The sequence below is a fragment of the Paenibacillus glucanolyticus NBRC 15330 genome (genome assembly GCF_004000885.1).
GTDB classification, from domain to species: Bacteria; Bacillota; Bacilli; order Paenibacillales; family Paenibacillaceae; genus Paenibacillus_AQ; species Paenibacillus_AQ glucanolyticus.
Genome location: NZ_BIMC01000006.1, coordinates 185103 through 205995 on the forward strand (window position 1 = coordinate 185103; position 20893 = coordinate 205995).

20 protein-coding genes are annotated in these 20893 nt (G+C 49.3%); 19 read left to right on the forward strand and 1 reads right to left on the reverse strand.

The window, feature by feature from the left end:
• The first annotated feature begins 80 nt into the window (after window positions 1-80).
• From PGL02S_RS12270 to PGL02S_RS12325, 12 genes are all read left to right on the forward strand, one after another.
• Window positions 81-716, forward strand: a complete 636-nt coding sequence (locus PGL02S_RS12270; RefSeq protein ID WP_036641078.1) for an SGNH/GDSL hydrolase family protein — start codon at window positions 81-83, stop codon at window positions 714-716.
• Between the two features lie 346 nt (window positions 717-1062).
• Window positions 1063-2184: a sugar ABC transporter substrate-binding protein gene (locus tag PGL02S_RS12275; protein ID WP_036641079.1), complete on the forward strand. Its 1122-nt coding sequence runs from the start codon at window positions 1063-1065 to the stop codon at window positions 2182-2184.
• 87 nt (window positions 2185-2271) lie between these two features.
• Window positions 2272-3819: a sugar ABC transporter ATP-binding protein gene (locus PGL02S_RS12280; protein WP_051449230.1), complete on the forward strand. Its 1548-nt coding sequence runs from the start codon at window positions 2272-2274 to the stop codon at window positions 3817-3819.
• Window positions 3816-4811: an ABC transporter permease gene (locus tag PGL02S_RS12285; protein WP_006208514.1), complete on the forward strand. Its 996-nt coding sequence runs from the start codon at window positions 3816-3818 to the stop codon at window positions 4809-4811. Before PGL02S_RS12280 ends, PGL02S_RS12285 begins: the two co-directional genes overlap by 4 nt.
• Window positions 4812-5080: 269 nt before the next feature.
• A complete protein-coding gene (locus tag PGL02S_RS12290; protein WP_036641080.1) occupies window positions 5081-5536 on the forward strand; it encodes an acyl-CoA thioesterase in 456 nt (151 codons plus the stop codon).
• 47 nt (window positions 5537-5583) lie between these two features.
• Window positions 5584-6582: a Gfo/Idh/MocA family protein gene (locus PGL02S_RS12295; protein WP_036641081.1), complete on the forward strand. Its 999-nt coding sequence runs from the start codon at window positions 5584-5586 to the stop codon at window positions 6580-6582.
• 128 nt (window positions 6583-6710) lie between these two features.
• Complete coding sequence (gene desA, locus PGL02S_RS12300) at window positions 6711-7787, forward strand: Delta(5) desaturase DesA (RefSeq protein WP_006208518.1); 1077 nt, start codon at window positions 6711-6713, stop codon at window positions 7785-7787.
• 34 nt (window positions 7788-7821) lie between these two features.
• A complete protein-coding gene (locus tag PGL02S_RS12305; RefSeq protein ID WP_036641083.1) occupies window positions 7822-8955 on the forward strand; it encodes a sensor histidine kinase in 1134 nt (377 codons plus the stop codon).
• Window positions 8952-9554 carry a response regulator transcription factor gene (locus PGL02S_RS12310; protein ID WP_006208520.1) on the forward strand — a complete coding sequence of 201 codons (603 nt, stop codon included), beginning with the start codon at window positions 8952-8954 and terminating at the stop codon, window positions 9552-9554. Before PGL02S_RS12305 ends, PGL02S_RS12310 begins: the two co-directional genes overlap by 4 nt.
• Window positions 9555-9922: 368 nt before the next feature.
• Complete coding sequence (locus PGL02S_RS12315; RefSeq protein ID WP_036641084.1) at window positions 9923-11143, forward strand: cation:proton antiporter; 1221 nt, start codon at window positions 9923-9925, stop codon at window positions 11141-11143.
• Between the two features lie 81 nt (window positions 11144-11224).
• The gene (locus PGL02S_RS12320; RefSeq protein ID WP_036641086.1) at window positions 11225-11713 is read left to right on the forward strand and encodes a cation:proton antiporter regulatory subunit; all 489 of its coding nucleotides are present in this window, start codon (window positions 11225-11227) and stop codon (window positions 11711-11713) included.
• A gap of 206 nt (window positions 11714-11919) precedes the next feature.
• Window positions 11920-12669, forward strand: coding sequence for an SDR family NAD(P)-dependent oxidoreductase (locus PGL02S_RS12325; protein WP_036641088.1), 750 nt, complete (start codon window positions 11920-11922; stop codon window positions 12667-12669).
• Window positions 12670-12795: 126 nt separating this feature from the next.
• Here PGL02S_RS12325 and PGL02S_RS12330 read toward each other — a convergent pair whose 3' ends face one another.
• Window positions 12796-13542, reverse strand: coding sequence for a class I SAM-dependent methyltransferase (locus tag PGL02S_RS12330; RefSeq protein ID WP_036641090.1), 747 nt, complete (start codon window positions 13540-13542; stop codon window positions 12796-12798).
• Between the two features lie 231 nt (window positions 13543-13773).
• Between PGL02S_RS12330 and PGL02S_RS12335 the strand changes: the two genes are divergently transcribed.
• The 7 genes from PGL02S_RS12335 (at window position 13774) to PGL02S_RS12365 (ending at window position 20815) form a co-directional block, all read left to right on the forward strand.
• Window positions 13774-14958 carry an acyltransferase gene (locus PGL02S_RS12335; protein WP_036641091.1) on the forward strand — a complete coding sequence of 395 codons (1185 nt, stop codon included), beginning with the start codon at window positions 13774-13776 and terminating at the stop codon, window positions 14956-14958.
• Between the two features lie 144 nt (window positions 14959-15102).
• Window positions 15103-15795: a response regulator transcription factor gene (locus tag PGL02S_RS12340; RefSeq protein ID WP_036641092.1), complete on the forward strand. Its 693-nt coding sequence runs from the start codon at window positions 15103-15105 to the stop codon at window positions 15793-15795.
• A 30-nt stretch (window positions 15796-15825) separates the two neighbouring features.
• Window positions 15826-17034 carry a sensor histidine kinase gene (locus tag PGL02S_RS12345; protein WP_376167442.1) on the forward strand — a complete coding sequence of 403 codons (1209 nt, stop codon included), beginning with the start codon at window positions 15826-15828 and terminating at the stop codon, window positions 17032-17034.
• 218 nt (window positions 17035-17252) lie between these two features.
• Window positions 17253-17582, forward strand: a complete 330-nt coding sequence (locus PGL02S_RS12350) for a hypothetical protein (RefSeq protein WP_036641094.1) — start codon at window positions 17253-17255, stop codon at window positions 17580-17582.
• 187 nt (window positions 17583-17769) lie between these two features.
• Window positions 17770-20025, forward strand: coding sequence for an outer membrane protein assembly factor BamB family protein (locus PGL02S_RS12355; RefSeq protein WP_152826982.1), 2256 nt, complete (start codon window positions 17770-17772; stop codon window positions 20023-20025).
• Window positions 20026-20077: 52 nt separating this feature from the next.
• On the forward strand, window positions 20078-20419 hold the full coding sequence (locus tag PGL02S_RS12360) for a hypothetical protein (protein WP_006208531.1): 342 nt from the start codon (window positions 20078-20080) through the stop codon (window positions 20417-20419).
• Window positions 20420-20482: 63 nt separating this feature from the next.
• Window positions 20483-20815: a hypothetical protein gene (locus PGL02S_RS12365; RefSeq protein ID WP_127502868.1), complete on the forward strand. Its 333-nt coding sequence runs from the start codon at window positions 20483-20485 to the stop codon at window positions 20813-20815.
• Window positions 20816-20893: the final 78 nt, after the last annotated feature.

The following is a 20893-nucleotide window of genomic DNA, read 5'->3' on the forward strand; positions in this document are numbered from 1 at the left end:
AAGCGTTCTCACGAGAAAATGAGCGTAACGAGTTTCCAATTGTACGTACAATAGCACCATACGGATGAGGAGGAAATGCAATGAATCGTTTGCAGCAAGGGGATGTTGTATTATTTCAAGGGGACAGCATTACGGATTGCGGACGTGACCGGAACTTCTCCGGCAGCTTGGGCAACGGTTATCCGCTATTGATCGACTCGATGTTTGGCATGAAATTTCCGGAGTTGAATGTAACCTTTTTGAATAGAGGGATCAGTGGAAACCGGGTCGTCGATCTGAATGGCAGATGGCAGGAGGATTGCCTGGACCTGAGGCCCGACTGGGTATCCATCTATATCGGAATCAATGACACCTGGCGCCGGTATGATAGCGGAGATCCGACAAGCACCGAGGATTTCAAGTCCGGGTACCGTAAATTGATCGAACGCACCAAAGAGGCGCTGGACGCCAAGCTGGTTCTCGTAGAACCGTTTGTGCTGCCGCATCCGGAGGATCGCAGAGTTTGGCGCGAGGATCTGGATCCGAAAATTACGGCGGTGCGCGAATTGGCAGTTGAATACGGTGCGCTGCTGGTGCCGCTGGACGGCTTGTTCGCTGCAGCGTCGGTGCGCCGCGAAGCGGCCTTCTGGGCTCCGGACGGCGTGCATCCGTCACCTGCCGGGCACGGCCTGATTGCGAAGGCTTGGCTCGAAACGATGGGCGTTCGTTTGGATTAAGGCATACACCCTGTAGGTGTAATATGCACTTAAACAGCTTGTCCACTAAAAAGAGCTCGGGCATGAAATGTAAGCAGCCCGCAGCTCTCTTTTTTCATAAGAATGACATACAGCTCTGAAATGCGGGCTTGCAGCTACCGATACATATATAAACAAAGGAATGACGTTGAGAAAATGCAAGCTTCCCGAAGGAGGCCTGCCCGAGAGTTAGAAATAACTTTCATTTTTTTTGCCTGCATGGTGTAATGCATTAAAGCGAAAAAATAATAGTTGACGCCTTTGTTTAAATCCTATAGGATTACTTGTATTAATAGTCCTTTTTACGGAAAACAGGGGGAGAGAGAACATGAAAGGCAGTAAACATGTAAGGAAATTAACGGCGCTGGTGCTCGCGTTTATGATTGTCTTAACCGGATGTGCCGAATCAGGCAGCGGCAGTGGTAAGGGAGCAGGCAATCTGGCCGACAAGGTCGAGAACCTGCCGGCAGGCATTGCCGAGAAGGATCCGGTGAAGCTGATGGTGGTTCGCAAGATCGGGGGCGATGATCATACGGCACAATTTTTTGCTGGTGCGAAGCAGGAAGGCGAGGCTCTCGGCTTTAAGGTAGATACCTTCTCGGCGAACGGGGACTCCGCCAAATTCCATGATGCCATCGCGCAGGCCATTGACAGTGATTACGATGGATTTATTATATCGCATGGAGACGATCCTGCATCGGTTCAAGATGTGAAGAAGATCACGGATAAAGGGATTCCGGTTGTCACCTTCGACTCCCTGCCGGAGATCGGAGACATTGCAGGGGTTACGCAGACCTCGCAAGACGATGAGCAGCTCGCGAAGCTTGCGCTGGACAAGCTGGTTGAAGAGCAAGGACCGGATGCTAACATTGCATACCTGTGGGTGGATGGATTCCCGCCGATGGTACGCCGTAATGCAGTCTATCAGGAAACGTTGAAGAACAACCCGGGCATTAAGGAAGTGGAGCGCTTCGGCGTAGCGAGCGACCAGACTTCCCTGGAAACGCAAAATGCGGTATCCGCCATCCTGACGAAATATCCGAAGGGTGAGCTCGACGCGATCTTTGCAACGTGGGATGCGTTTGCGATCGGCGCGGCCAGAGCGCTGGAGGAAGCCGGACGTACCGAGGTTAAGATTTACGGCATCGACGTGTCCAATGCGGACCTGGAGCTGATTCAGAAGAAGGACAGCCCATGGGTGGCTACGGCTGCCGTAGATCCGAAAATGATCGGTGCAATCAATGTCCGTTTGCTTGCCAAGAAAATTGCTGGCGAGGAAACACCTGCTGTCTACAACCTGGAGCCTGTATTGATTGAGCGTTCCGGCCTTGAGGGTTCAACCGAAGCGGTCAACATGGTGAACCTGGCTGATATCATCCCTAGCTGGGGAACGAGCACCGAGTTCGAAGAGGACTGGATGAAGGCACTGAAAGCTGCCAACGGCAAATAAACAGCATTATTCCTACAGGCGCTCTTGTCGGTTATCGATAAGGGCGCCCTATCCTATTTGAAGGGAAGAATACACTTGCGAAGCGTTATGGAGACAACAGCCGTCACTTCGACCACTCTGTCGACTGAGGCCCCCTTACTTCAAATGAAGCACATCTCGATTTCTTTTCCAGGCGTTAAGGCGTTGACCGATGTTGACTTTCAGACGACCGCAGGGACTGCCCATGCGTTGATCGGTGCGAATGGAGCGGGGAAATCGACTCTGATGAAGATCCTATCGGGAGCGTACAACCACTACGAGGGAGAAATCTGGCTGGATGGACGCGAGGTACACATTCGTTCGCCGAAGGAAGCGAAGGATCTCGGCATTCAGATCGTGTATCAAGAGGTGGATACGGCACTCATTCCGAACCTGACCGTCGGGGAGAACATCATGCTGGACCGGACGGTTCATGATATGGGAAGAAGGCACCTGATCCGCTGGAAGGAACTCTATCAGGAAGCCGAATCCATCCTGGCGCGCATGAATATACGGGTCTCCGGCAAAAAGCTGATTTCGGAGCTGACGCTGGCCGAGAAGCAGATGGTCCTGATCGCAAGAGCCGTCTCCAAGCAGTGCCGGATTCTGGTGCTCGACGAGCCGACAGCTCCGCTCAGCCACAGCGAAACCGAGCAGCTATTCAAGCTGGTGCGCAAGCTGAAGGAGGATGGAGTCAGCATTATTTTCATATCACACCGGCTGCCGGAGCTTTATGAAATCTGCGACGAGATTACCATTATGCGGGATGGCCAGCTGGTGAAAAGCGATCGCATCGCGAATATCGACCAGCCGAAGGTGGTGGAATACATGCTGGGTGCCAAGATGGACCAGCAATTCCCCCGCATCGAGCGAGAAATCGGTCCCACCTGGTTTGAGGTGAACAACATGCTGGACAGCGGCAAAATTAACGGCGTGAATCTCCATATCCGCCAAGGGGAAATTGTCGGTCTGGCGGGACTGGTGGGCGCCGGGAAAACGGAGCTGTGCCGGGCAATATTCGGAGCATCCGATACTTCGACCGGCGAGATCAGGCTGGGCGGCAGCAAGCTTCGCATCCGCTCGCCGCATGACGCTGTGCGGTATGGCATTGCCCTGGTGCCCGAGGAGCGCCGCCGCGAGGGCGTGTTCGTTGAAGAGCCGGTGTCCGTTAATTTAACGGCCGCGGTGCTGTCCCATTTTTCCAAATGGGGGTCATGGCTGAGCTTTGGCAAGGAGAAGCAAGCGGCGCGAGAGATGATTGAGCGTCTCGGGATCAAGACCCCGAGCGAGAAGGCGCGGGTGAGAAATCTGTCCGGGGGCAACCAGCAGAAGGTGGCGATTGGCAAGTGGCTGCTGGTCGATGCGGATGTGTATATTTTTGATGAGCCGACCAAGGGGGTCGACGTTGGCGCGAAGCGGGATATATTCAATCTCGTGGCCGAGCTTGCCAAGCGGGGGAAATGCGTGCTGTACGCCTCAAGCGAGCTGTCCGAAATCGTTGGCATCACTGATCGGGTGTATGTGATGTATGACGGCAGTATCACCAAAGAGCTGACGACGCGGTCATCCCATGAAGAGGAAATATTGCTTTATTGCACAGGAGGCGGGTTGACATGAATACAGCAAGACCTGTTAAGGAGAAGCCGGCGGCTAGCTTCGCATTTGATTTTCTATATAAATACGGCACACTGATTACGGTATTTGTGCTTATTCTCGTCTTCGGCACGGTGGCCGACAACTTTTTGAATACGAGCAATATCATTAACATTCTCCGTTCGATTTCGATTGTTACGATTATTGCCGTGGGCTTGACGGTTTCGCTGGCCGTAGGCGGCTTCGACTTGTCCGTCGGCTCGACGGCCTCCCTGGCGAATGCACTGGTCATATCCATGTTCGTCTGGCATGGGCAAAATATAGGCATCGGCATTGGCCTGACACTGCTGTTCTGTCTCGCTGTAGGGCTGATCAATGCCTTCCTGGTCATCAACTTCAAGATCGATGATATGCTGATGACCTTAGCGACGATGTTTATATTCCAAGGGGTTGCTCTTACGTATACCCGCGGCGCTACGATCTCCCAGAATATGATTCTGCCCAGCGGGGACTTTGCTACCGGCAAAATTCCGGCGGTGTTCGAGAAGATCGGGCAAGTTCCCTGGATCATTGTTATTATGGTGCTGGTTGTCATCGTGGTTCATCTATTCCTGACCTATACCAAACATGGGCGGTATATGTACATGATCGGCGGCAACCGCGAAGCGGCGGCTTTATCCGGAATTCCAGTGAGTAAATATCGTCTGGCTGCGTACCTGGTTTCGGCCCTGTTCGCTGCGATCGGCGGGATTATACTCGGTGCCCGAGTGATGACAGCCGAGGTCAATTCCGGCGGACCTTATCTGATGGATGCAGTCGCTGCGACCTTCATTGGATACTCGGTGTTTGGAGCGGGCAAACCGAATGCACTGGGGACCTTTGTGGGCGCGGTGCTGATCGGTATTTTGCAAAATGGCCTGATCATGCTGTCCGTTCCTTATTATGCAATGGATATCGTGAAGGGCTCCGTTTTGGCGTTGGCGCTTGCCTTGACTTACTATAAGAAGAGGCATTGATACAGCCATTGTAGGCAACCGCCGCGCTTGGAAGCTGGAACAGCAAGGTTGAGGCTTCACTTACATCACATACACATGTATACTTTCTAAAGACCTTCCCTCCAGTGATCCTGCTGCCAGAGTGGATGGTCTTTTTCCTATAAATCCGGTATGTTATCCGTGATTTGGCTATTTAGTTGACGTACGTAACTTTTTTTCATTATCCTTGTAGAAGGCTGATTTTAAATTGTACATACATTCGCCTCTTATAAAGAGAAAGGGGACTCATCATGAAAAAAACAACCTTTATCCAACCGGATCCTCAGACTTGGCTGGACACTTTCCACTTTGAAATTCCGATAAAGATAAGGTACTGCGAGACCGACATGCTGGGTCATGTGAATAACGTCAGTTATTTCATGTATTTTGAACAGGGACGCATTGAGTATTTCGAGAATTTGGGATTAACCGAGGATTTATTCAGTGACAAGACCGTATCGGTTGTTGCGGATCTGGAGTGTCAGTATCTGGCACAGCTGTATTTGAAGGACCCGCTCAAGCTTCATGTCCGGGTGTCAGAGATCGGGCGTTCCTCGATGGATGTGCAGTATGCGATTGTGGTGGACGGTGCCTTAAAGGCTGCCGGACGCGGAACCATTGTGCTCATTGATACGGCGACAGGCAAGAGCACGCCGATTCCGGATTCGGCACGAGAGAAGATTGCTGCATTTGAAGGATGGGTGTAAACGAGAAACGAAATCAATTATGAAGATAAGAGGGGAAGGGATTAAGGATGACCATCCGTTTTGCCATCATCGGCACAAACTGGATTACCGAGCGGTTTATTCAAGCGGCTCTGGAGACCGAGGAGTTTATTCTTGCCGCCGTGTATTCTCGAGCGGAAGAGAAGGGCAAGGTATTCGCGGCAAAGTATGCAGATCCAAAAGTATACACTTGTCTCGAGACGATGCTGCAGGATGATGAGATTGACGCTGTGTACATTGCGAGTCCGAATGCCTATCACGCAGAGCAGGCTGTACAATGCATGAACCATGGGAAGCATGTCCTCTGTGAGAAGCCGATGGCCTCCAATGCGGTTGAAGTGTCTGCGATGATTGAAGCTGCCAAGAACAATAACGTGCTGCTTATGGAAGCCTTGAAGTCGACATTAATGCCGAACTTCAAAATCGTAAGGGACAACCTGTACAAGCTGGGCCCCATTCGGCGTTACTTCGCAAGTTACTGCCAATATTCCTCCCGTTATGATGCTTATAAGCAGGGCACGGTTCTCAATGCATTCAATCCCGAGTATTCCAACGGCTCACTGATGGATCTGGGCATCTATTGCCTGTACCCTCTGGTTACCCTGTTCGGTAAACCGGACTCCGTGAAAGCTTCAGGCTATATGTTATCCACCGGGGTTGATGGGGAGGGGAGTCTGTTGTTATCATATCCGGAAATGGAAGCCGTCATCATGCATTCCAAGATCAGTGATTCCTATGCTCCTGCCGAGATCCAGGGCGAGAATGGAACAATGATCATCGATAAGATCAATCAGCCGTATGATGTGAAGATCCACTATAGAGACGGCACGATTGAGAACGTAACCCAACTGCAAACTCATGAATCCATGTATTATGAAGCTCAGGAATTCATTGATTTATTAAAATGCGGTGAACGGGAAAGTGCAACTAATACGCATGCCAACTCTCTTATTACCGCTGAAATCATGCAGGAAGCCAGAAGCCAGATCGGCTTGAGGTTCCCGGCGGACTCCCGGGCAGGTATATGATATTTGTCATACTCCCGAAATGACGTTTATGACTACGACGCACATGACAAACTATTTATAATTAGGTTAGACAAGTGCGTAATGAGATCATAACGTCCTTGCGCTTCATTACGAGGAGGAAGACAACTATGGCTAAGCCCGATAACAAACTGTCCAGCTTGAAAAAGAACGTTGCCCCTTATGAGGAAATTGACACAAAGGCGAGTATAGGTCAGCTTCTTAATACACTGGTTCCCTTAATACTGCTATGGTATGCCGCCTATCTAAGCTTATCTGTATCTTACTGGCTTACCATTCCCATAGCCGTTATTGCTTCGGGGTTTGTTGTTCGGACGTTTATCATATTCCATGACTGCACTCACGGGTCTTTCTTCAAGAATCGCCGGGCGAACAGAATCCTTGGCACGATTACGGGCGTTATTACGCTGTGTCCTTATGAGCAGTGGAAAAACACGCATGCCATTCATCATGCTACGAGCAGCAACCTCGATAAGCGGGGAATCGGCGATATGTGGGTATTAACCGTTGAAGAGTATGGAGCGGCATCCTTTTGGCAGCGTCTGTACTACCGGGTTTACCGTAACCCGATCGTCATGTTTGGCCTTGGTCCCATCGCTATTTTTCTGGTTTCCTATCGTTTTAACCGTAAAGGTGCGAGACGTAAGGAGAAGATCAGCAACTATATAACGAATATTTCGATTGTGGCTTTGTATGCAGTGCTATGCTGGGCGATTGGATGGCAGGCATTCCTGCTCGTTCAAGCTCCGATATTCATGGTATCGGGAATGCTGGGGATATGGCTGTTCTATGTACAGCACCAATTCGAGGAGACGTACTATGAGCATGATGAAGAATGGAGTTATATCAACGCAGCCGTTGAAGGCAGCTCTTATTACAAACTGCCGAAGGTTCTGCAGTGGATCACGGGCAACATCGGCTTCCATCATGTTCATCATCTTAGTCCGAAGGTTCCTAACTATAACCTTGAGAAGGCGCATGAAGCAGCACCTCCTCTTCAAAAAGCAACAACGATTACGCTGAAAACCAGCTTGAAGTCCATTCGCTTCCGTTTATGGGACGAAGAGAAAAAACTGTTCGTAACATTTAAGGATGCACGGCGATCGCTGCGTACGTCAAAAGAATCAGTATTGGAGAAAGCCGAAAAGAACCTGGCAAGCCCGAGACCCAGAGTGCAGGGCGAGTAATTCATCAGCTTGAACCGACGGAAGGTGGGACCCCATGCAGAAATGGTATCAGATATTTCATAAAAGCACGGGGTTAAGCCCGTATGTATGGGTTGTCTTCTACATCCTTCCGTTTTATTTCATCTTCCGGTCGACGTCTACCTATCAGATTGTCATCGGTATTCTGATGATTGTGATGTTTTTTGCCTTCTATGTTTTGTCCTTTCTGTCGAAAGGCTGGGTTGTATATTTCTGGACGAGTCTGCAGATTCTGATATCAATCACGATGTCTGTGGTTTTCAGTTACATCTATTTCTCGTTGTTTCTCGCATTTTTTATCGGGAATATCAGGAATAAGGCCGGTTTTTTCACGCTGTATACCGTTCATCTGATAACGACAGTCATTACGGTCAATTATGGATTGTTAACGCGGAATCCGTTCTTTATAACACAGCTGCCGTTTGTTCTGGTCAGTGTGGTAGGCGTGATTCTGCTTCCCGTGACCAACTATAACCGAAATAAGAATGATCAACTCCAGGGCCAATTGGAGGATGCGAACAAACGGATCTCTGAACTCGTCAAGCTGGAGGAGCGCCAGCGGATTGCCCGCGATTTGCATGATACACTGGGACAAAAGCTGTCTCTCATCGGTCTTAAAAGTGATTTGGCCGGCAAATTGATGACACAAGATACGGCAAGAGCCCAAGCCGAGATCGACGATGTTCGCCAGACGGCCAGAACCGCACTGAAAGAAGTGCGCGAGATGGTGACGCGGATGCGGGGCACCCGGCTTACGGATGAGTTCTTCCGCATTCGGCAAATATTAAAGGCGGCTCAGATCGAGCTGACCTTTGAGGGAACGCTGGAGCCGGATAATCTTTCGTTAATGAATGAGAATGTAATCAGCATGTGCCTGAAAGAGGCCGTGAATAATATAGTCAAACATAGCAATGCAACGACCTGCTCCATTGCGATTGAATCCACCGAAAGCGATCTGGTTGCGAGGGTGAAGGATAATGGAACGGGATTTGTGACGGATACGAAGAATCGCGGTAATGGGCTGCGAGGCATGAGAGAGCGGCTTGAGTTCGTGAATGGAAGCATGGAGTTCACTTCTGGCGAGGGTACAACGCTTGTCCTTCGAGTACCTACTGTGCTCAGACTGCCGGATAAGGAGGCGGGAATATGATCAGAATTGTCATTGCCGAAGATCAGCGGCTGCTGCTTGGAGCTCTGGCCTCACTGCTTGATCTGGAGGAAGATATGCAGGTGGTTGGAACGGCGGGCAATGGGAAGGATGCCGTAAAGCTCGTCAAACTTCATAGACCGGACATCTGTATCATGGACATTGAGATGCCCATGATGAACGGGCTTGAGGCGGCCGAAGAGTTGAAGGGTTATGGCTGTAAGGTTATGATCTTGACTACCTTTGCCCGGCCCGGGTATTTCGAGCGTGCCGTGAAGGCAGGTGCTAACGCGTATCTGCTTAAAGACAGCCCGAGCGAGGAATTGGCTGCATCCATTCGCAGCATTATGGCAGGCAGACGGATATATGCCTCGGAGCTGGTGGACGAAGCCTATTCCGGTGAAGAGAATCCGCTGACGGAACGGGAAAAGGAAGTTCTCAGTCTCATTGCAGACGGCAAGAACACCAAAGAAATCGCCACCCAGCTATTCATTACAACAGGGACGGTTCGTAATTATATTTCCGTTATTCTGGATAAGCTTGGCGTCAGCAACCGGATTGAGGCGATTACCCGCTTTAAGGAAAAAGGCTGGTTTAAATAAATACGAAAATGACAGAAGCCCCGTGGCACTAGCCATGAGGCTCTTTTTTTTCTGTTCGAAAAGGATATCGGTTGTAGAGATGCGTGGCTAAGTGTAGATACATGGATTTTTTTACCTGTTATATCATGCATAATAATGTATATTTATTCATTATTGCAGGATTGTTTGTGATCTTCGGATAGAATTTATATTTAATGGAAACAATGAAATAACTAATCAAATAATGAGATTTATTACGAGCTCGAACATAATGATCTAAATCGGAGTCAACCAAAGAATATGGATGCATTTTTGTAAATGTATGCATTTTTATGTATAATAGAAATGATTGCCAGTAATAAAATTTGAGGAGGAGGAGGAGGTCTTCTATGGATCATATGATGTTTGAGGTTGGAACTGCTCTGATTCTGGTTGCTATAGCCTCTGCGATTGCCGGAAAACTCAAGTTCTCAATTATACCATTCTTGATTGTGCTGGGGATGCTTGTAGGGCCACATGCACCAACGATAGGTATTCTGGATTTTAAGTTTATCGAGAGCCAGGGAATCATTGATTTTCTGGGGCAGATGGGTATCCTATTCTTGCTATTTTATCTCGGCCTTGAATTCTCCGTTCAAAAATTGATCAAATCTGGACGAAACATTGTGGTAGGCGGAACCGTATATGTAGTATTGAACTTTGTACTGGGTCTTGCTTACGGATTCCTGATCAATATGCCACTGTATGAGACGTTGATCATCGCAGGAATGTTGTCTGTTTCTTCCAGTGCGATTGTGGCTAAGGTACTGGTAGATCTGCGACGCACCGGTAATGCGGAGACGGAGCTTATTCTCGGTATGATTTTGTTCGATGATATTTTCCTTGCCGTGTTCTTGTCGATCATGTCTGGACTGCTGTTAGGCGGGGCGACATCGGTAGGAGCAACGATCATCTCGGTTTGTATTTCCATTGGCTACATGCTGTTGTTCTTTGTCATTGCGAGAAAAGGCCCGCCTATACTTAACAAATTGCTGAATATTACGTCCAGCGAGATTTTCATTATTGTTGTTTTCTCAACGATGTTCTTTATTGCCGGGTTCTCAGAGACCCTGCACGTAGCCGAAGCGATCGGTGCGCTGTTGTTTGGACTAGCTCTATCCGAGACGGAGCATAGCGAGCGGATTGAGCAGCTGGTTATTCCTTTCCGTGATTTTTTTGGGGCAATATTCTTCTTCAGTTTTGGTCTTGGTATCGATCCGACCACCCTGGGAAATGCGTTATGGCTGGCACTTGGCGCCGTGGTGCTGACCATTATCGGCAACCTCGTTGCTGGTATGATCGCGGGACGCAAGGCTGGACTGTCGCATAAGTCGTCGCTTAACATCGGGTTGACTATTATGGCACGGGGCGAGTTTACGATTATCGTTGCCAATCTGGGACTCGCGGGCGGACTGTCCGCAATGCTGAAACCATTCTCTGCGCTCTATGTTCTGATTCTCGCGATTCTTGGGCCTCTTCTAGCGAAAGAATCAAAACGCGTGTACCGTGGAATGAATCAATTATTCAAATGGACCGATCCTGTGGAGAAAGTGAAAAAAAGGAAAGCATAAGGACGACCGAGATGATTTACTTTCTCCCAACTAATCTATATAATCTAGAGATTGAATTAACCCAGAACGGAGGATTTACACATGAGTATTATTCGCGAATCTGATCTGCCGGGTATCGGGAAGAAGTTCCTTATTCAGGCGAGATCAGGGGATAAGCTGGTTGTTGTTATACATGACGACGGTCGAAGAGAGCTGTACCACTTTGAAGATGACAATCCTGAGGAGAGCATCTCCCAGATTACATTAGAAGATGACGAGGCTAGACAAATCGCCGGAATTATTGGAGGCATGACGTATAAACCGAAAGCATTGGAGACCATTGAGGTGACACTCGAGGATCTGATCATCGAATGGGCACGAATTGAGCCGCATTACCAATGCGTGGGACAATCCATTGCGGAGCTTCAGGTTCGTCAACGTACAGGTGCTAATGTATTAGCGATTGTGAACAAGAAAGAGCAGAGAATCAATCCGGGTCCGGACGATATCCTGACAGCGGGATCGACATTGGTGCTTGCGGGAGAGCGTAAACAGATCAAGCAGTTGAAAGAGCTGCTGGTCAACGGTTAATAGCGACAAGATTCACTGATGTGTGATGACCATATCCCAATATGGACAGCAAGCTTCTCCTGGTGAGAGGCTTGCTTTTTTTTGATGCATAAGAAATATGCTTCCATATTTCAGCGGGATAATATAGGTGCAATTTGAAATTCTCCACGAAATGCTCTATCTTTGATAGCGAGGCTATCATTTTGATGAAAGAAGGCGCATACAGCATGAGACTCAAGGATAAAGTAGCTATAATTACAGGTGGTGCCGGAGGCATCGGCAGCGGCATGGCTCTTGCCATGGCTAAGGAAGGCGCTAAGGTTGTAATTGTGGACGTGAATGAGGAGAAAGGGCGTGAAACGGAGAAAAGACTGAAAGAGTTCAGTGATTCGATGTTTATCAACGGTGATATTACCCATAAATCCTCGATTCAGAGTATTGTCGATGATGTTGTGAAAACTTACGGCAAACTCGACGTTCTCGTTAACAATGCACATGTATCCAAGCAGGTACCCATCGTGGATACAACCGATGACGTGATGGCGTTGTCGTTTGATACCGGTTTTTATCCGACGTTTTATTTTATGCAGACGTGTTATCCTCATCTGAAGGCAACCCGGGGCAAAGTGATTAATTTTGCATCCGGTGCCGGTCTGTCGGGCATGGTGAACCAAGCCTCCTATGCCGCAGCAAAAGAAGCCATTCGTGGGCTGTCCCGCGTGGCCGCCAACGAATGGGGAGCCGACGGCATCAACGTCAATCTGATCAGTCCCATTGCACTGACGCCGGGCGTTGAGCAGTGGAGCAAGGCATTCCCGGAAGAATACCAGGGTATGGTCGATAAAATTCCGCTGAAAAAAATGGGGGATCCCGAGCAGGATATCGGACGCGTGGCCGTATTTTTGGCAAGCACCGATTCCGACTACATGACGGGTCAAACACTGATGGTAGATGGCGGTTCAATCATGCTGAGATAATAGGGAATCTCTCCTTCAAAACAAAGAGCGCCAAGGGCCTTGTCCCTTGTGCGCTCTTTGTGTTTAATGGCAGGCTGATATGGGGTATGGATATCCGGAGGATAAAAGATAGTGGTTCGACTTCTCTTATCTTCGGGCTATCATCATAAACCGCGCGGCATTCGTCCGAATTCCCCGATCGGTGCGATGGTCGCTGATAAACTGCTGAAGGATGCGGAAATCATCTTCCTCCTGACCGAATCGAGGAATGATGGGTGTGTGCTTCAGCAGAAAGATCAGGTCCTCCTCGCGCTCGTAGTACTCGACTGCATCATACTCGGCATAATGAATATTGCGAAATCCGGCAAGCTGGAGTTCCTTCGTATACTGTTCCTTCAGGCTACCGTCCGGACGAAGGGATTGTCCTCTTCCAAAGGCCTGTACCAGATTGGCTTTATCACACTCGCGAACCTGCTGCGTCAGAAATACGCCATCCTCCATCAGGACTCTGGCAGTTTCGGATGCGTGGAAAGGGGAGTGCCGACATGAGATGATATTGAAAAATTCCGAAGGGAATGAAAGCGACCCAGCTTCCATCTGTGCAAAGCGTACATTGGAAATCGAGGTCCGCTGCATTTTCCGCCGGGCGGTTTCAACCATGGTGTGGGAAAGATCGATCCCAACCAGCAATGCTGCGTGGGAGGCGATAGACAACAGGTTCTCTCCGCCGCCAGTACCGATATCAAGCAGAACATCGGATGCTGTGCATAATCGACTAACCTGATCATAGAAATCCCATTCCACGCCTTCTGAAGTACATCTGATCTGGCTGAAGTCCCAGCCGTTCAAGGCTCCTACGGTATCATAAAATTGCTTGTATTCCTGTGAATTCATATATATGAACCACCTTTCATATTCCCATTTCACCCCGATTGGAAAGATAATTTAATTGTAAGTCCAAGGATTCCATACAATCAAGAAGAATTATGTTAGGAGAAGGGAGCAAAATCTTAAGTAATTGTTAAGGATTTGGAAGTATGGCGTTAAGAACTGTCCTATATACTTTATGAATCCGTTTCGTCTAACAAACGAAAAAAAACGGACTTCAGATGAGAGGGTATATCTATGAACAAAACGAATGTATTGCCAAGGGAGCGTCTTCCCGAATTGCAGCTGGTGCGCGCATTTGCCATTCTCGGCGTCCTGTCCGTTCACTCCACGTCGTATGCGGTGTCCGCCATGATGGAGTCCAAGTATTTTTTTATCTACAATTTCATGAATATCTTTATGAAGTACGGAACGCCTACGTTTATATTTTTGAGCAGTCTGGTCCTCTTCTACAATTACTATGATCGTCCCACAACGAAGGAGCTGATTGGCGGGTTTTACAAAAAAAGACTGTTATATATTATCATTCCGTACACGCTCTTTTCGGTGTTCTACTTCGTGCTGCTTCACTATCTGTATTATCAAGGCAGACCGTTTGGCGAGACGATGGAGAGTTTTGTCCAGAAGCTGCTGACCGGCAAAGCCTATACGCATCTATATTTTGTCTTTATCAGCATTCAGTTTTATGTGCTGTTTCCGCTTGCGCTGTGGTTATTCAAGAAACTGCCGTCGCTTGCGAAATGGGCGATACCGATTGGACTGGTTATCCAGTGGACGTTTATACTTATGAATAAGTATTATTGGCAGGTACCGAATAAGGGAAGCTGGGCGTTGTCCTACATTGCCTATTTCATGCTGGGAGCTTTTATCGGCATCTATTATCCGAAACTGAAAGCCTGGCTTGTGATCAGTCGTGCGAATGTTACGCCATACCGCGTTACGGCTTGGGTGATGCTGTGGGTAATGTGGGCTGCTGCGGGTCTTGGTCATGTCTACATGTATTACAACAATCGTCTGCACGGAACGAGCTATAATTCTACGCTGTACGAGTTGATGTGGAATGCACATACCTATTTTGGGGCGCTGGTGCTGCTCCAGCTTGCTATTCTATTTTATCGGATCGGGGTTCGTGGCTGGACGCCTGCGCTGGAGAGACTGGGGGCCGTTTCTTTTGGAATCTATTTAATTCATCCATTCTTTCTGCTCATCTACCGTGAATTCCCGCTTGCCACGGGGAGCTCGGTCATTACCCATCTGTGGTATGCCGGGGGTTTTGCAGCCGCAATAGGCTGCTCATGGATCGTTGTCGAGCTTACGGTGCGCTATATACCAGGTTCCTGGGTGATATTCGGCAATATTCCGAAATCGAAGAAATCCATCAAGCCTGCCGATCAACCGGCCGTGCCGCTCTCTGGTTCATAGTTCGCTTCGCAGCAGCCAGGACGTATGCGAAGCGAGGGCACGGCTGTCTAACATCAGGATAGATACTGCCGCGCAGCGCGCGGTTCGACTGCACAGGCTGCGTCTGGTAGACGTTCTCCTGTCAGTTGATATCAAGGAGGAGCCATGTCTTTAGTTACGATACTAATGGTAGACGATGAAACCGAAATTATTAAATTAATGGAGATTTACGTGAGAAATGAAGGCTATAAGCTGCTCACGGCTTCTCATGGACTGGAAGCGCTGGAGATTTTGAAAACGCAGAAGGTGGATTTGATCATCCTCGATGTCATGATGCCGCAGATGGATGGGATAGAGGCTTGCATGAAGATCCGGGAGGAGAACAACACGCCGATCATCATGCTGTCCGCCAAGAGCCAGGAGATTGATAAAATCTCAGGGCTCAGCATTGGCGCGGATGATTATGTGACCAAACCGTTCAGTCCGCTCGAATTGATTGCCAGAATCAAATCGCAGCTGCGCAGATACAAACACCTGAACAGCAGATCGGTACGAAACGAGAACGAGATCCAGATCGATGAGCTGATTGTCAACGTGGCTTCACACCGGGTCACGGTGGCGGGCGAGGAGATCAAGCTGACACCGCGCGAGTTTGCCCTGCTGCATATGCTGGCTATTAACCGCGGACTGGTGCTGAGCATGGACAAGATTTATACCGAGGTGTGGAATGAGCCGTTCATGGAATCGAAAAATACGGTCATGGTCCATATTCGCAAGCTGCGTGAGAAGATCGAGAAGGATCCGCAGCAGCCGGAGTATATAAAAACCGTATGGGGAATCGGGTACAAGATAGAGTAAACTTAAGCAGAGGTGACAGACTTGAAAGTAATGAAGCTCCATAGCATCCGCCTGAAGATGATGCTCATGCTGCTCACCAGCATCGGCATTACGGCTGCCCTGCTTATTATTCTCTATTCGTTAGGCACGCTGATCCTCAGTTTACCGGCGATCAATTCGCCGCTTGCCTGGCTCATCAATAATATTGGCTCGGAGCCAGTCATGATGCTCACGGGCATCATTCTCTTTTTTGCCAGCTATTATATGACCACAAAATGGTTCGTATCAGACCTGCAGAAGATCCAGACAGGACTTCAGGAAATTACAGCCGGACGATTCGATTCCAAAATCGAGCTCAAAACCCAGGATGAATTAGGCAGCGTTGCTTCCAGCATTAATCACATGACTGAGCAGTTGAACGCTTACCTGGAGGAAATTACGCACGGGCTTCGTGAAATTGCCAAAGGGAATTTCGATACCGAAATTCCGGTTTATTCCGGCAGTCAGCTGGGCGAGGTAGCCGAGAGCATCAATCAGATGAGCAGGCAGCTGCATCAATCCATTCTGGAGGAGCGCTACGCCGAGAAGACCAAGAATGATCTGATTACAGGGGTTTCTCATGACCTGCGGACCCCGCTTACCTCGATACTGGGATTCCTTGAGGTGATTGAGGAGGATCGATATCAGGATGAGGTGGAGCTGCGATATTACGTAAATATCGCTTATGAGAAAGCCCAAAATCTGAAAAGGCTAATTGATGATCTGTTTGAATATACACGGATTAATAATGGGCTCCCGCTGGATATCCGGAAGATCGATATGGTCCGGTTCATCAGGCAGCTTATCGAGGAATCGGTACCGACTCTGGAGAAATCCGGGATGGAATGCAACCTAACGGCAGAGGAAGACCTCATCATCATGGCAGACGGCGCGCAGCTTGTCCGTGCCTATGAGAATCTGATATCCAATGCGATCCGGTACGGAGAATCCGGCAAAATCATCGACATCGCCGTCCGAAGCGATCGGGATCAGGTGAGCATCAGCTTCACCAACTATGGCGATCCGATTCCCGAGCGGGATCTGCCCTTCATATTCGACCGCTTCTACCGTGTGGAAGGCTCTCGTTCGAAGCTGACGGGCGGCACCGGTTTGGGACTGGCGATTACGAAGAGCATTGTGGAGGTCCAGGGCGGCGAAATCCGGGTGCGGAGCGATGAGCGGAGAACGACCTTCGAAACCCGTTTCCCTAAAGTCATATGACGGATGCTATACAGGCTGGGCGGGTACTTGACGGAGCGCTCCCTTTGAAGGGAGCTTTTTTTGTTGACAAATAAGATAAGAAAGTTTTCACGCTGGTAATCGCATGCCCGATGTAATTGTTCAGTTTAATTTAAGCAATCGTTAAGGATTTGGAAGCCTGGTTGATAAGATATGTTCCTTATACTTTCCTTCAGGAAGTACATAAGGAGGCAGCGAAGATGAGTTTGTTGCAGCATGCGAAGCAGAACGCTGGATTTACGATGGTATGGTTGGCAATGGGTCTGATTGTTATGGTCTTGTTTGTATCGGGATGCGGAGGGGACCGGATGTCTTACAGAGAGACGTTAACTCCAAGCGGCAAAAGCCTTAAGGGATCAACAGCAGAAATGCATAAGGATTCGCCTGCCTCTTCTGCATCTTTTATAGAGAAGTTATGGGGTGAAGTGTGGGATGGGGTGACCCATCGTACAAGGCAAATGACGGGGGAGCAGGTGCCGCAGGGCCGTTTACTATATGACTCGGGCAAGAGATTGGAAATACGACGATGAAGGGAAAGCCGGCAAGTCGTGTTCCGTTGAAAATACCACGCCGTATCCGGTGAGAGGATTACTTTATTTACGCAACAACGAGAGAAACTAGAAAAAGCTCCCTTCGCGAAAGGGAGCTTTTTCTTTGGATTATGGAACATATTGTCTTATAATAGCGTTTACCATATATACGCTTGTATTGGAGAGGATGGTTCCTGTGAGTTCACGTGTATCGATCCGAAAGCGATGGTTCATCGGCATAGTGACAGCCGTCAGTATATCGCTCATTTGGGTTCCGGCTCAGCGGACGGAGGAGAGCGCTCGTGTTGTCGTTGCTGGTGCCGCAGACGTTATTAAAGCAGGTCAAACGGTCACGATCCGGCAGAAGACCGCCCTTTTTCCTAGTGCGCTTACCAAGAACAGCCATCTGACAGATCTTAAGGCAAGTTATTATGGAGCCAAGGGAGAAGTGCTCCGGATCAGCTCCGTGAAAGACGAAATGTCCTATATCCAATCCGATTCCCGAGGAGACTTGTGGCTCCCGACGTGGTATGCGACCAAGGAAGCAGCACTAAGCCAAGAAATTTCCCCGCTCTCGCTTCAATTGCGCAGTAGCGGCAGTCTATACCTGGCTCCCGGGAGCGGGGTCAGATGGCCGGTAACAGCTGCCGGAATGTCACTCGTTGCCGTCGCACAGTGGAAGGACTGGTACGGTGTTATCATCCCTCCTGCCAAGTGGAAGGATGATTACCAGATCTATCGCCCGGCGATGATGTGGGTGCAAGGAAAGGATATAGCAAGCAAACAGACGTTGCCCGACGGACTGCTGGATGGGGAGTCTGAATTATCGACCGATGTGGTGCGCAACTTGACGGAGTTTCTTTTCAAGAAAGGAACCAGCTCTTCTTATGTGAAAAAACTGCTCGGAGAGCCGCAGGTGAGGGAGACCTCACGGAATCAGGAGCAGAGCTCCAGTAAACCGATGATCCTGGGTGAAACCTGGAGGTATGAGCTGCGGGATGTACATTATACAGCCACCTTCTCACCTGCCGGAAAGCTGGTGGCTAGCGAATGGACAATGCCTGCAACGGGAGTGTTTGAGCGTAGAGGTGCTGGTGATGACTACGAGTTTACCTATCATTTTGCCGCTGTACCGCCGCTGAAGACGATAGAGGCTGACCCCGCCTGGAGAAATCAGGGCAATCTGAATTATACGTTCCTACTGGAGGCCAATGAGGACGTATTGCTCCTCAAGGGAGATGACGGCGGTTATAGCGGCATGCACGATCATTCATCCCTGTATGCCATCGATCGAAGTACAGGCAAGAAACTGTGGCAGGAGGATGCAGGTTTTGGCTGGTATACGGCCGTAATAGATAAGGATCGCGAGCATGTCACGATGTTCTCGGCCTTCAATCCTGTCATCAAAAATTATCAGGCTAGGGTGCGTCATATCCGGCTATCGGATGGTAAAGTGCTGTGGGAGGTTAAGCCGAAGAATGAATTTGGCCTGACCATGACGGCTGTGCAAGACGCGATTGTTCTGGATGAACCGCTTAATTTGCATGAAACCCGGAGTCTGCTGAGTGTGCTGGATCAGGAAACCGGCAAGCTGCGCTGGAAAAAGACGCTGACTGGCGACCACCGTCTGTTAAGCCAGGGCGATGATCCGTACATACTCATCGAACAGAATGGGCGGCTTGAAGGGTATGATCCTGTAACCGGCAAAGCCGTTTGGTATGACAACGTCGGGAAAAGGACAATGGACGATCCGACCCGGGATTCGTATTTTACGGGAGGATATCGTTATGATCCGATAGCGCCAGCGGACCTTACGACAAGATGGATGCTGCTGGGCAGCCAGTGGGTTCTGTTCAATACGAGGACCGGTGAGCGGGAGGGCGTTTATCCAGCCTCCGAAATGGAACGGTTTGAGGTGCTGGATGAGCGGTATCTGCTGGTGCAGCGTGCGCTGAACGGGAAGTATTTCAGCGGGGCGACCGCTTACGAAAGCGTGCTGTATGACAGCGTTGAAGGGAAGGAAGTCTGGACGCTGAAGGGAAGGGCCTCCCGCGGAATTATTGAGGGCGAGAGAGTCTATCTAACCTTGAACGGCATCCCGGCCGCTGTGAATCAGAAGACCGGCAGCGTGATTTGGAAGATGGATCATTCGTTGCAAGCAAAAGAAGATGTATCCCATCTGGTTGGCAGCAGTTATGGAATATTGGACCGTTACCTGCTTATAAGCCTTGGCAGTGATCTGGTGGTGCTGAACAAGGAGACCGGCAAGAGCTTGGGAAGGTTGCAGCATGTGATCACCGGCAACGTTGACCTGCGTGAGCAGTATGCAAGAAATGGCGCGCTGAACATAACGGAGCATGAGGTGCTGGTTGGAACGGTGAATGGGGCATTCATTCGTTATGATAGGGCAGAATTAGAGGCGCGTCTGGATGAGCTGCTGTAATCTCTTTTTTATAGAAAAACGGTAATGCAAAGGCTATAAAGGAGGAGGACTTGTGGGCAACAGGCTAAAGTTAGCAGGGATTCCTGTCATCAGTTTATTGTTAATCCTGTGTTTGGGCTGCGGGAGCAAGCAGTCAGTGAGTTATGCGTCTGTGTTAAATTATAACGATGAAGAGTATATCGGAAAGGGCATCGAATCTGCGGAAGTTTTTGCCGATGCAGATTTGACCTTGGCGGGTAGGATTCAGAAGCAGCTCGAGCCGGATCAATACCCGGATACGAACCTATCGTCGAATGAACTTCAAGAAGGCACGGAGATCTATATCGTGAATGATGATACGTTGGTAGCTCTGCAAGAAGACAGGAGTTTCAAAGTGTTTGAGCGTATAAACTGAGTGAGGTATAGGGAGGCGTCCTTAAAGTCTGGAGACAGGCTTTAGGGACGTTTTTTCTGCGATTTGGCACATCAATCTTGGATTGCCCGTGCCCTCAGAACCGGTACAGCAAGGGAGTTGCTGCTCGTTCCTGAGAAGGAGTGGCTGTTAGTTGTGGAGACCGATGAAAGGATGGGGCGCCCTCCCAACGGTTGGTGTCTGCATCAGGTTTTGGATGTATCGGTTGCGGAAATCCGGATCACGGCTGTTGAAGGTGCTGCTGCCGTGGTGATTGCAAGCCCCGTGTACAAAGATTCTGGGGTTGGTCCCCAACACCACTATTACGCGAGTAACCCTGGTTCTTGCCGCTGTTCCGACATCTTAACGGACTCCAGATCCGTTATTTGCCTCTTTTAATCCCTTTTTTGAATCTAACGGACTCAGGATCCCTTATTACCTCATAAAACAGACAAATTGCTGACTCATATCACAAAT